At 37.6% G+C, this 12,921-nt stretch carries 12 protein-coding genes; 4 read left to right on the forward strand and 8 right to left on the reverse strand.

The window, feature by feature from the left end:
- Positions 1-268 precede the first annotated feature (268 nt).
- Genes RBU60_RS06070 through RBU60_RS06105 form a run of 8 tightly spaced genes read right to left on the reverse strand, consistent with a single transcriptional unit; the run spans position 269 to position 9,306 of the window.
- A complete protein-coding gene (locus RBU60_RS06070; RefSeq protein WP_308863841.1) occupies positions 269-1,021 on the reverse strand; it encodes a tetratricopeptide repeat protein in 753 nt (250 codons plus the stop codon).
- A gap of 3 nt (positions 1,022-1,024) precedes the next feature.
- On the reverse strand, positions 1,025-2,788 hold the full coding sequence (locus RBU60_RS06075; RefSeq protein ID WP_308863842.1) for a BatD family protein: 1,764 nt from the start codon (positions 2,786-2,788) through the stop codon (positions 1,025-1,027).
- The gene (locus RBU60_RS06080) at positions 2,788-3,690 is read right to left on the reverse strand and encodes a tetratricopeptide repeat protein (RefSeq protein WP_308863843.1); all 903 of its coding nucleotides are present in this window, start codon (positions 3,688-3,690) and stop codon (positions 2,788-2,790) included. Before RBU60_RS06080 ends, RBU60_RS06075 begins: the two co-directional genes overlap by 1 nt.
- On the reverse strand, positions 3,662-4,714 hold the full coding sequence (locus tag RBU60_RS06085; protein ID WP_308863844.1) for a vWA domain-containing protein: 1,053 nt from the start codon (positions 4,712-4,714) through the stop codon (positions 3,662-3,664). The genes RBU60_RS06080 and RBU60_RS06085 overlap by 29 nt, the downstream gene beginning before the upstream one ends.
- The gene (locus RBU60_RS06090; protein WP_308863846.1) at positions 4,715-5,725 is read right to left on the reverse strand and encodes a vWA domain-containing protein; all 1,011 of its coding nucleotides are present in this window, start codon (positions 5,723-5,725) and stop codon (positions 4,715-4,717) included.
- A complete protein-coding gene (locus tag RBU60_RS06095) occupies positions 5,725-7,374 on the reverse strand; it encodes a DUF4381 domain-containing protein (RefSeq protein ID WP_308863847.1) in 1,650 nt (549 codons plus the stop codon). Before RBU60_RS06095 ends, RBU60_RS06090 begins: the two co-directional genes overlap by 1 nt.
- A 4-nt stretch (positions 7,375-7,378) precedes the next feature.
- Positions 7,379-8,245 carry a DUF58 domain-containing protein gene (locus RBU60_RS06100; RefSeq protein WP_308863914.1) on the reverse strand — a complete coding sequence of 289 codons (867 nt, stop codon included), beginning with the start codon at positions 8,243-8,245 and terminating at the stop codon, positions 7,379-7,381.
- Between the two features lie 53 nt (positions 8,246-8,298).
- Positions 8,299-9,306, reverse strand: coding sequence for an AAA family ATPase (locus RBU60_RS06105; protein ID WP_308863848.1), 1,008 nt, complete (start codon positions 9,304-9,306; stop codon positions 8,299-8,301).
- Between the two features lie 377 nt (positions 9,307-9,683).
- On the opposite strand from RBU60_RS06105, the gene RBU60_RS06110 reads away from it, so the two are divergent.
- The 4 genes from RBU60_RS06110 to RBU60_RS06125 are packed head-to-tail and all read left to right on the forward strand — an operon-like array spanning position 9,684 to position 12,890.
- On the forward strand, positions 9,684-10,433 hold the full coding sequence (locus tag RBU60_RS06110; RefSeq protein ID WP_308863849.1) for an SDR family NAD(P)-dependent oxidoreductase: 750 nt from the start codon (positions 9,684-9,686) through the stop codon (positions 10,431-10,433).
- An 11-nt stretch (positions 10,434-10,444) separates the two neighbouring features.
- Positions 10,445-11,581 (forward strand): ATP-binding protein, encoded by a 1,137-nt coding sequence (locus tag RBU60_RS06115; protein ID WP_308863851.1) that lies wholly within the window; start codon positions 10,445-10,447, stop codon positions 11,579-11,581.
- Entirely contained in the window at positions 11,582-12,310 is a 729-nt protein-coding gene (locus RBU60_RS06120; protein WP_308863853.1) for a metallophosphoesterase family protein, read from the forward strand.
- Between the two features lie 28 nt (positions 12,311-12,338).
- On the forward strand, positions 12,339-12,890 hold the full coding sequence (locus RBU60_RS06125) for an autotransporter outer membrane beta-barrel domain-containing protein (protein WP_308863854.1): 552 nt from the start codon (positions 12,339-12,341) through the stop codon (positions 12,888-12,890).
- The last annotated feature ends 31 nt before the right edge of the window (positions 12,891-12,921 follow it).

Below are 12,921 nucleotides of genomic sequence, written 5' to 3' on the forward strand. Positions count from 1 at the left end.
ATAATTGTCCGATAGAATTATGATAAAAATAAATTAGTATATTAACCAAAACGGTCAACTCTATTTAGGGAAGCACACCATACTAACTACTCATTACTGAATACTGAATACTGAAAAAGGAGGAATCTTTTTTGATTAACGATTGGAGATTGGAGATTTTTGATTGGAGATTAAAAAAATTTCACTTTAAGTTTATCACTTTTAATTCACCTCTCATCACTGAATACTGAATACTGAATTTTTCACTTTTAACTTTCAACTCTCCTTACTACAACGCCTTCACATGCTCTTGCTTTAGCCAGCCTTGTCTCCCATCACCAATCTCTAATTTATAGAAACCATTAAAGCCATCCAGCAATTTCACTTTGGTACCTTCATGCAATAAGAAAGCTTCAGATGCTTTAGGATTGGGTTCTGCTTTGATGGAAGCTTCTTCAGAAAAAATGATTCCGTAGCGCTCTTGAGAAGTATCTTGCTGCTGAATAAACGCAAAGCTAAATGAAAATATAAACAGAAGCATTCCTATAATAGAAACGGAAAAAAGCAAACGCTTCAGTCCAGTTCCTATAGAAAAGTAATACCAAATAAAGAAGACTACAAAGATAAACACGCCGGCAATCGCCATTTTTGCCCAAGTTTCGCTGCCAAACGTTCCTATCGTATTTGCTTTAAGTTTATCAATTCCTGTAGGACTTGCTTCTTCAATCGCATCGATGGTCATCTGCTCAGCAAAAGCCAAATTGTTTTGTACATCTTGATTTTGCGGACTCAATTGCAAGGCTTTTTCATAGTAGAAAATACTAGGTGCAATGTGATCTAATTTATAATGGGCATTTCCCAAATTATAATACAAAGCCACCGACTCTTGCTCTCCATCCAGAATCTGTTCGTATTTCGCTATCGCCGCCTCATAATTTCCGCTGGCGTAATCTTGAGTGGCTTTTTCAAAAACAGCAGAATAATCTTGCCCCAAAACACTCATAGAAAAGCTTAATACGCAAAGGAATAATATCTTTTTCATAGCTTAAAGGTCTTTATCTATTAAGGACAATACTTGGGCAGCTTGTCCGTAATCTTGTTCCATCGCGGCTTGTGAAGACAAACTATACCTAGCCATCTCACAATTTTTCAGCAATTGAATAAAATCATCTGTCGTACCCGAATCGATCTGTTTCTCTGTCAAAATAGTTCTAATCCTATCTTTACTCATCTCACTGGTTTGTATGGATAGTTTGGCTCTTAAAAAGTTATGTAAAGATTTTTCTAAAGCCAAATAAAAAGCATTAGGATCACCAATATTTTTCTTCGCTTCAGAAAGGTATTTTCTAGCTAGTTTATCGGCTTTCTTTACTTGTTTTCCTGCCACATCATTCAAACGTTCTTTTCTCTTTTTTCCGAAAATAATACTTAACGGAATCGCTAACAAAGGCAAAAGAATCAGTAGCCAAAACCATAGACTTTTAAAGAAACGCTCTTCTCCCATCGGCTTTAAATTAGGCTGTAATTTTAGATACCTAAACTGACTCCCTGTAGAAATCACTTCTTGTTTATTGGAGCTCGCACTACCCGAATTACTAGGAATGCTAGCCATTGGTCCATTTTCTACATCAATCATAAGTTCTTTAGAAGACAAGACTTTGTAAGACCCACTTTTCACATCAAAATAAGAAAAACTCACCGGCTCTATAGGGTATTTCCCTTTTTGCTGCGGAACAATAGTATAAGTATCGGTGATGCTTCCAACCACGCCGTTATGACCGGTTCTCGTATCTTGATTATGTTCTGGCTCGTAAACCTCTAATGAAGCGGGCAGAGTCAATTTCGGCAATTGAAAAAGCATTAAATTCCCGTTACCGGAAACTTTTACTTTAGCCTCTAAAGATTCTGAAGCATCCAAACTCTGCTTATTGGTAGTCACACTAAAGTTAAAACTACCCACCGCACCGGTAAAACCAGCTGGTTTCCCTTGCTGAGGAAGCGGTTTTACCTTAATGGTCTTGGCACTTGCAGAAACTCTTTGTTGAACGGTCTCAAACAACCTTCTTCCAAAAATATCTCTACGATCTGAAGGTACTTCTACCGAAACCGATAAGGTTAGAGGTTCTAAGCTAAGCTCTCCTGTTTTCTGCGGATATAAAATCGTTTTCCTTAAACTTACGTATCGATAGGGTTCTCCTTGATACGTACCATCTTTTACGTCTAAGCGAGAAACATCTATGTTTTCACTCCAAAAATCGGGGAATTTAGGACTATCAACAGGACGCCACTGACTCACGTTAATATTCGGACTTACATATAAAATGTATTCTACGCTTATACCCTCATTTAAATAAGGATTTTCATTAGAAATCTTCGTTACCAAATGAATATTTTGCGAAGCTACAATCTCTGCATTAGTCCCGTCTGTAGGCTTATTTACCGCAGCAACGACTTTAATCTCTATGGGCGTGGTTTTATAAGTAGTTCCAGCGATTAAAATTTCGGCTTGTCCAATGGTAAAATCTCCTCTTCCGTTGGGTTGCAAGTAATAACCATAAGATTTTTGATAGGTTCGTTTCCCATTAATCCAACTGTTGCTAATAGATTGGTAAGGACCGCCAACAACTTTAAAACCTCTAAAATCTGGCGGATTAAAATTATCGCCATCTTGATTCATTTTAAAATCGATGCGCACGCGTTCGTTAACGCCAATGGTTTCACGACTAACTTCTGCTTCAAATTTTACTTGTGCCAATACTACTTGGCAAAGAAAAAAACTGATAACAGCAACTATAAATTTACTTTTCATTACCAATCTTTTTCTGTTCTTACTTTCTTCCCTTTTGCTTTCTTAGCATTGATTTTATCCTGAATTTCTTTCTCTTGATTTTCCATCGCTTCTAGCAAATTTTTAATTTGCTGCGGAGAAAGTTTTCCTTCTGCTTGTTGTGGTTGTTGCTCTTTAGAGTCCTCTCCTTTCTCTTCAGAAGGATCTTTAGGCTGCTCTTCTTTCTTTTCGTCGCCGTCTTTCTCTTCCTCTTTATCGCTTTTATCTTGCTTGTCTTTTTGATCGCCCTCATCGCCCTTCTCCTTATTCTCTCCTTCCTCCTTCTTATTCTCTCCGTCCTCTTTTTGGTCTTTATTTTGCTGATCTTGCTCGTCTTGATTTTGATCCTTGTCTTTATCCTGATCTTGATTTTGCTCCTGTTGTTCCTTTTCCAACATTTTTTTTGCCAAGGCTAAATTATAACGCGTTTGATCGTCTTGAGGATTGTTGCGAAGTGCATTTTTAAAGGCTTCCACAGCGGGTTCATAATTTTTTTGCTTCATATAAGCATTTCCCTCATTGTGAAAAGCTTTGTGTTTTAAAGCTTTGCTTTTGGAGGCGTCTCCCGCTTGCTTTAATCGGGGTGCCGACTCCATTTCTTTATCTTTTGAATAATAAAGATTTCCCAAATTATACTTGGCTTCCGCATTATCGGGATCTTTAGAAATGGCTTTTCTATAGTTAGCTTCGGCTTGTGCAAAATCATTTTCGGCTAAAGATTCTTGCGCTTGCGCGGAATAACCTCTTGCTTGCTTTTGAGCTTTTTTAGTATTTTCTTGAGCAGAAACAATTCCGCTGAAAAGCAAAATGACAAGCATCATTATTACCCGCTGTATACATTTGATATGATAGTGCTTAATCTGCATGGTTATCTTTCTTTTCATTAAACAAATTAAGTTGAGTCACCCAAGCTGTTTTTCGCTCTAATAGGAACACATCTAATACAATAAAAAGTATGCCAAAAGCGATAAACCACTGAAATTGATCTTTGTAAGCAGCAAATTGTTTGGTTTCAAATTCTGTTTTTTCTAAGGAATCCAGTGCTTCGGTCACTTTATCCAAGACTTCTTGGGTATTGGCGCCGTTCATATAAATTCCATCGCCGTTTTTGGCAATCAGTTCTAAGGTAGAAGGATCCATTCTGGTGATGACCGTCTCTCCGTTGTTATCTTTCTTATAGCTTTGAGTCACGCCATTCCTTTTTATGGGAATTGTCCCTCCTTTTTCGGTACCTAAACCGATAGTGAAAATTCTAATTCCTTTCTCTTTGGCATTCTCCACTACCTCTTCTATTTCGCCTCCGTGATCTTCCCCATCACTCAAAATAAACAACACCCGACTCGTTTGAGACTCATCGTCATAATAGGTTTCTGCCAATTTAATGGCTTCTCCAATGGCCGTACCCTGACTCGAAACCATATCTGTATTCATAGATTGCAAAAATAACTTTGCAGATCCATAATCGGTGGTGATGGGCAACTGCGGAAAAGCAGATCCTGCATAGGCAATAATCCCAATGCGGTCACTAGCCAAATTATTAATAATTTGAGTCACCAGCTGTTTAGATTTCTCCAATCTATTGGGCGCAATATCCTCAGCAAGCATACTTTTAGACACATCTACTGCAAAAACCACGTCTACGCCTTCGCGTTTAAGGGTTTCTGTCTTAGAGCCTATTTTCGGGTTAACCAATGCAATCACAAAACAAGCGAGCGCAAGGGATAATAAAATCACCTTTAATAAAGGTTTAAAGACCGATCTATTAGGGCTTAACTGATCTAAAAAAGAACGTTCTGAAAACTTTTTTTGTGTTTTTCGCTTCCAGATTACTTGTGCTGCGTACAAGAGCAACACCACCGGAATCACCGCTAGTAACCAAAAATATATTTTCTCTTCCAATACTAACATTTACACAAAACTTCTAAAAATAGTTCTCTTTAAAACAAACTCTATTAATAATAAAACCCCCGCTAATAAAAGTAAAGGTCTGTACTTTTCATCATAATTATAATACTTAAACTCTTCCACTTCGGTGGTTTCGAGTTTATTGATTTCGTCGTAAATCGCTTCTAGCTTATCATTATCTGTAGCTCTAAAATATTTTCCGCCTGTTTTTTGAGCGATTTCTTTCATGAGCTCTTCGTCTATTTCCACTTTTACGCTTCCATATTTTATGCGGCCATTCCTATCCATCGCGATAGGTCCCAGCGCCATTCCGTTAGTTCCTATTCCAATAGTGTAGGTTTTTATATCGTATTCCATCGCCAATTCAGTAGCGATTTTAGGATCTATAAAACCCGAGTTGTTTACTCCGTCAGTTAATAAAATAATCACTTTGCTTTTCGCTTTGCTGTCTTTTAATCGGTTCACCGATGTTGCCAATCCCATTCCAATCGCCGTTCCGCCTTCTAACAAATTGCTAAATTCGATGCTTTGCAAGGCTTCTAACACAATTCTTTTATCACTCGTAATAGGCGTTTTGGTATAACTTTCTCCAGCATATTCAACCACTCCAATACGATCATTGGGCCGTTCTTTCACAAACTCTGAAGCCACTTTTTTAAGTGCTTCTATACGATTAGGTTTTAAATCTTGCGCCAACATACTCGCCGAAACATCTATCGCAATCATAATATCTATTCCTTGCGTAGAATTGGTTTTGGTAGAAACATCTACGGTTCTTGGTCTAGCCATCGCCGTAATTAATAAAGCCAATGCCAATAAGCGAAGTACAAATAATAAAGGTCTTAATTTTGGTAAAATCCCCTGATTGACTTTAAAACCTTTAAGACTCGATATTTTAACTTCTGGCGTTTGCTGGTTGCGTTTCCAAAAATACCACAGCATAAGCACTGGAAGTAGCAAAAAAAGCCAAAACCATTGTGGATGCTCAAATGTGACGTGATTAAGGTTAAACATTATTCTTCTGTTATCTTTAATTCTATAGAATTAATAATTCTATTCGTAATCTCTTCCGCGGCAGCGTTATCCTTTTCATACACCAACATCAACTGCTCAAAAGCGCCATTGTAACCAAAATTAAGAATGGTATATGATTTTTGAATACTGCGGTTTTCCAACAAGGGATTCTTAATTTTAAAGCTTCCAAAAATCTTGACTCCTTCTGCACCATTTACCGTGGTAAACTCTTCATTTTTTATCAAAATATTAATGGCTCCTTTATTTTCAAAATCGGTGTAAACCGCATCTATAGACTTGTCTAAATCAAATTCTTGCTTTTCTGGGAAGTTCACCAAGCTCAAGTTAATGTAATATTCGCCCAAAATACCACCGTAAGAAAAACTCTCAATATTGGCACCATTTTGCGCCTGTGGCAAGGTGTCTTGCTGCATATTACGCACCAAAACTTTTGGCGTAATAAGCGATACCGGCGGATTCCCATATTCACTCTGGATCCATTCTCCCCGCAATAATTCTTTAGAAGGGCTGCCCAAAATATTTTCTTGCACATAATCCCAACCTTTTAAACCTATAAACCCAACGGCACTTACCACCAAGATTCCAATCCCAGCTATAATGCTAATGATAATGGTTTTTCGTTTTCTCCGTTTGGCCACGGCTTCGCGATAGGCTTGGTCTTTCAGCAATTCCTCTTCTGTAGGTTCTGGAATGGCTTCTTTAAAAGCGAAAATATTTTCTTCTACCGTTTGTCGGTCAGATTTTGCGGTGATTCTATCCATAGAAGCACCAGCAAATTTAATGAGGTCGGCTCGTGTTAATACCTCTTCCAGTTTAGAAATATCCTCTTTGCTAATGCGTAATTTCTCTTCTTCCGTTAAGGAATTTAAACGCGCAATTAATTCGTTGGTAGTACTTTCTAAAGCTCTATCGTCAATTTTTTCATCAATATAGCGACGTATGGCTTCCGTTAGGGAAGAATAATACGATTTTATTTGTCCGCTTTCCAATTGATGGCTTTCATCGAGGGTTTTCAAACTGAGCATCGCCTTTTCAAAAGGAGGCACTTTTTGTTGCGCCGCTGTTTTCTTCTTATTCCTCTTCCATAAAAAGAACACCAAAGCACCAATAATAACCAAAGTCGCCAATAACCACCAGAACCATACGGCTATAGAAAATGGCCTATCTACTTTAATCGATGGTTTTACAGGATATAATTTTTGTGTTGTGGTATCTACCGCCACATTTCTTACCTCAACGAGTAAAGAATCGGTATAAAACGTTTGATCATTTATTAGAATACGCTGCCGCGGAATGGTATACGTACCCGAATCAAATTGCGTTAAAGCATATTCTCTTAGGAGCTTGAATTTATTTTTATTGATGGTGGTATCTATCGCTGAAGCTCCTACATTCTCTAGCGGCATAAAAGTTTGACCTTCGGGAAAAACCACCAAGTTGGTCGTATCGGTTTCTACCTGAATCTTATATTTGATTTGCGCACCTATTTGAATGGAAGTACTGTCAATCCCCGAAGAAACTTCTTGCGCCAAAATTTTTGGAGCCATCGCCATCAAGCAGATGAAAAAAATCAACACCGATTTTCTTCCTACATTTTGTAAAGCTTTATGTGTCCCCCTCCTGTTCATATTCTTATCCTCTTCGTTTAAAATAACCGAGTAATTTTTTTACATAACCTTCATCTACTCGCGTACTTAAGGTTCCTGCGCCGCTTAAATTAAAGCTTGTTTTAAAATAATCTACTCGCTCTTGGTAATGTTTAGCATAATTTTTTCTTACCCCTGAAGAGCCTGTATTCACCAAAAGGAATTCTCCCGTTTCGGCATCTTGCATTTGTACCATCCCCAAATTGGGCATTTCTTCTTCGCGCTGATCATAGACGCGTATTCCTGTAACATCGTGTTTGTTGGCTAAAATTTTGAGCGTACGTTGATAGTCATCATCCATAAAATCAGAAAGAATAAAAATGATGGCTTTCTTTTTCATCATATTTCGCACATATTTTAAGGCTGCAGTAACATCGGTTTTGGTGCTTTTGGGCTGAAACTCTAACAACTCCCGAATAATTCTTAGCACGTGCATCCTTCCTTTTTTGGGAGGGATATAGAGTTCTATTTGGTCTGAAAAAAGGAGTAAGCCTATTTTATCGTTATTCTGTGTCGCCGAAAAAGCCAAGGTCGCCGAAATCTCTGTGACAATATCTTTCTTAAAACTGCTCTGGGTACCAAAAAACTCGGAGCCAGAAATATCTACCATCAACATCATGGTAAGTTCGCGTTCCTCCTCAAAAATTTTTACGAAAGGCTCGTTGTAACGCGCGGTCACATTCCAGTCTATGGCCCGTACATCGTCGCCAAATTGATATTGACGCACTTCACTAAAGGTCATTCCGCGACCTTTAAAGGTAGAATGGTATTCCCCTCCAAACACGTGGTTACTCAACCGTCGTGTTTTGATTTCTATCTTCCGTACTTTTTTTAGTAATTCTTTGGTATCCATGATATGCTTTCTTATTTGATGATGCATTGCACCGTATTCAATTCGATCGCTTTTTATGGTACTTCAATCTCGTTGATAATTTTACCCACAATATCTTCCGAAGTAATATTTTCTGCTTCCGCTTCGTAGGTAATTCCTACTCTATGGCGAAGAACGTCCATCACTATCGCTCGTACATCTTCGGGAATCACATAACCTCTTCGCTTTATAAACGCATAACATTTTGCTGCCGTTGCTAGGTTGATACTCCCACGAGGAGAGGCTCCAAACGAAATAAGCGGTTTTAGGGATTCTAAATTGTACCGCTCTGGGTAACGCGTAGCAAAAACAATATCTAGAATGTATTTTTCAATTTTCTCATCCATATACACATCTCTCGCGGCTTGTTGTGCGCTGCGGATTTGATCTAGAGAAACTACAGGATTCACTTGCTCAAAACTTCCTTTTAAATTAGCGCGAACCACCAATTGTTCATCTTCGAGCGTGGGATAATCGATCACCGTTTTTAGCATAAAACGATCGACTTGAGCTTCGGGTAAAGGATAAGTTCCTTCTTGCTCTACCGGGTTTTGTGTAGCCATTACTAAAAATGGCTTGTCTAATATAAAGGTGGTATCGCCAATAGTAACTTGCTTTTCTTGCATCGCTTCTAGTAAAGCAGACTGTACTTTTGCCGGTGCACGGTTAATCTCATCTGCCAGTACAAAATTGGCGAAAATGGGCCCTTTTTTGATACTGAAATCAGAAAGTTTAATGTTATAAATCATGGTACCCACCACATCTGCCGGAAGTAAATCTGGCGTAAACTGAATTCTGCTAAAGCTTCCCTTAACCGCTTTAGAGAGCGTATTAATGGCTAAAGTTTTTGCCAATCCCGGCACTCCTTCTAACAAAATATGCCCTTGACCTAACAACCCAATTAAGAGACGTTCAACCATATGTTTTTGGCCAACAATAACCTTGTTCATCTCTTGGGTTAATACATCTACAAAAGCACTTTCCCGTTGTATTTTTTCATTTAATTCTGCGATGTCTACCGATGAGTTTTGCTGCTGATCCATTCTTAGTTTAATTTTATTTCTTTGCGAACTTTATAACGATGCAAAGTGAAAAAAATATTGTTGATTTCTTGTTAACAATTGGTTAAAACCTGAAAAATTGTTTTGCATTTTAGGTCACCCTTATAATGGACTCTGTAATTTGGTAGATGTTGCAAAAAAAGGAGGTTGTTTTAAAATTAGTCGTGTCCAGCTAAGATAATAGACCGTTATGCTTTTAGATAATAGAAATTAGATTTAATATACCAAAGTATATTCAATTTCGTTTATTAGACCAATCACTTCCTTAGTTGCACTAAAATTTATATCTTCCGTAAAGATTTGTTCATCCCCTTAAATAAGAATAATTTTTAAAGCGAATTCTAACCAAGAAATTTACTATGAGAAAAACAGCTTTTATTACAGGTGCTTCCAGCGGAATTGGAAAAGCAACGGCCATCGCCTTAGCTAAAGAAGGTTTTCAATTGGTGCTCTGCGGAAGAAGAGAAACAAAACTAACTGAATTACAAGAATTCTTAAAACATACCCCTACGCATCAACTCGTATTTGATGTTAGAGATAAGAACGAAGTGAAAAAAGCAATTCATTCTTTACCAGAAGAATTTCAGGAGATAGATGTCTTGATTAACAATGCGGGAAATGCGCACGGATTGGATACTTTTCAAGAAGGAAATCTTGAGGATTGGGATGCTATGATTGATATTAATGTAAAAGGGCTCTTGTATGTGAGCAAACAAATTATTCCTGGCATGCTAGAAAGAGAGGGAGGTCATATTATAAATATTGGTTCTACTGCAGGAAAGGAAGTGTATCCTAAAGGAAATATCTATTGCGCCAGTAAGCATGCCGTAGATGCCATTAACCAAGGAATGCGTATAGACCTTAACGGATCTGGTGTAAAAGTGGGTGCTATTAATCCAGGATTGGTAGAAACCGAATTTAGCAAAGTACGATTTAAGGACGATGAAGAAAGGGCTAACAAAGTATACCAAGGTTTTAAAGCCTTGCAAGCAAAAGACATTGCCGAAATCATTTGCTTTGTCGTCATGCGTCCTCATCATGTGAACATAGCCGATCTTACCGTGATGTGTACGGCGCAAGCTTCTTCGACAATTGTCGACAAAAGCTAAAACCGACTCCCATGATCAATAAACGCTTATTAATTAAAAACTTACTCGCCCACAGTGACGAGAATAGTTTTTATGATAAAAAGCTACAAGTGAATTTGGGTGATAAAGAAGGGAAAGCCAAGCTATTAAAGCACATTTGCGCCCTATCTAACAGCAATCCTTACAACAATAGTTATATTGTTATTGGCGTTGAAGATCAAAAAAACCTCATCATTGGAGTCGATTTTTATGACGATAGCAAAATACAAAATTTGGTAAACGCGTATTTAACTCATCCGCCAAGAGTCAATTACGCTAATATTTTATTTCCGCATTTACCCGATGGGAAAGTGGTGGGATTAATTAGCATAAGTCCCAATAAAGAACGCGTTTGTTCTCTAAAAAAGAACATTTGGAAGTATTATGGCGGCATGGTTTTTTATCGGAAAGGCAGTATTAGTATGCCTCAAAATTTTGAAGTAAAAGTAGACCATAGCAACGTAGAAAAAGTAGCAGCAATAGAAAGTCACTCCCAAAACACGATTAAATATACTTTAGATGGTGTTTTTGATTTTATGCAACGCAGCAAAGATTATGATCCCACCTATCACGTATTTAAAGAGTATTTTGTGGTGTGCTGGGCTGGGAAAAAGAAAGTGAATGAAAGAGGGACGTTTTATTCTAGGGTCAATATTCAGCTGATTAACGAGCAGGTAAAATTATTTTATTCAGATTTGGATGAAGTCAGTATTGAGATTGGTGATGATTATTTTAAAATTTTAGAATATGTACATTTAGGTCTTTACAAGTCTTATAGGTACTATCCTCTAGAGGAAGTGACGATTAAGTTTCACAACAATATAAGCTATGAGATTGAAAACAAAATGCTGTTCGAGCCGCCTCTATTTTCAAAATCTACTTTATACCATATTATGAACAGCAATAGCAGCCTTATTCATAAGATGCAGAAACAAATCCGCTTAAGCGAAATAGAGAAAGAAGATCTTTTAAAACTTCCTGCCAACTATTTACTTTGCTATTTTAACGGTTTCCCGGAAGCAATTGAGGAATTAGAAAAATCTAAAGAGCTGCTCAAAGAAAACTACCCAGAAGCTTACGTGCGTTACAAAGAAAATATTAGAATCTTAAGAAAAGTAAAATACAATTAAATGAATAGAATTTTTGCCATTGGCGATATACACGGCGGTCTAAAGGCTTTAAAACAAGTATTGGAAAGGGCAAAAATAACCCCTAATGATCAACTTATTTTTTTGGGCGATTATGTAGATGGATGGAGCGATTCGGCTAAAGTGATTTCTTACCTCATCGAATTAAGCAAACAAAACAGCTGCATTTTTATACGTGGCAATCACGACGATTTGCTGCACCAATGGCTCCAAACTCACGAAACTAAGGAAAAGTGGTTGGCGCACGGCGGGCAATCGAGTATAGACGCCTATAGAAATTTACCCCAAGAAACGATAGAGCAGCATCTTAGCTTTTTTAATGAAATGGTGAATTACTACATTGATGATGAAAACAGACTGTTTCTTCACGCCGGCTTCTCCAACCTCCACGGCCCCGAATATGAATATGATCCTTATATGCTTTATTGGGACAGGACTTTATGGGAAACCGCTTTATGCTTAGATAAAAGCATCCCCAAAGATGATTTTCGTTATCCCAAACGCTTGTCTTTATTTGATGAAATTTTTATAGGACACACGCCGGTAACCCGAATTAATAAAGAAAACCCCGTACGCGCGGCCAATGTGTGGAATGTAGATACGGGCGCCGCCTTTAAAGGAAAATTATCCATGTTAGAGGTAAGCAGTAAAGAGGTTTTTCAAAGCGATCCTGTATGGAAATTATATCCTAATGAAAAAGGAAGAAATTAACCTATATTTGCACAAAAATTGAATCATTATGAAAAAAATAGCTAGTCTTGCTTTTCTTTTCCTTGTCGGAATAAGTGTTAAAGCGCAACAAGAAAGCTTTCCTCAAAACGAAGCAAAATTGAACATCGCTAATACCATTGCGATCGCATCGGTAGAAGTGGGTTACGAACGCTTTATAGGTTTTAACCAATCGGTAGACGTTGAGTTTTTAATCAACGACCGCATCAATTACCACAGTGAAAAAGGCTCTAGAAAGTTTAAAACCAACAGTATTAAATTAGGCTATAATTATTACTTTGGACAAGAAAATGCGGGATCTGGTATTTATGCTAATCCGTTTATAAAATACCGTTTTGGAGATTTTGAACAAGACATAGAAATTGAAGGAACTAAAGTAAGCACCACCACCGATATGAATGCCTTTATGGTTGGATTAGGAGCAGGATATAAATGGAATTTTGGCGACAAATTTGTTTTAGGCCCTTATGTTTCTATTGCGCGTAACTTTAGCGACGAAGTAAAAGATCGCTTCTCTGCGATTGAATTTCACGGAGGTTTTAGTGTGGGGTATAGGTTTTAGGACTTAGGTTGTTTATGATTATATAAAATCC

It is taken from the genome of Mesonia profundi, assembly GCF_031085155.1.
In the GTDB taxonomy this organism is placed as follows: domain Bacteria; phylum Bacteroidota; class Bacteroidia; order Flavobacteriales; family Flavobacteriaceae; genus Mesonia; species Mesonia profundi.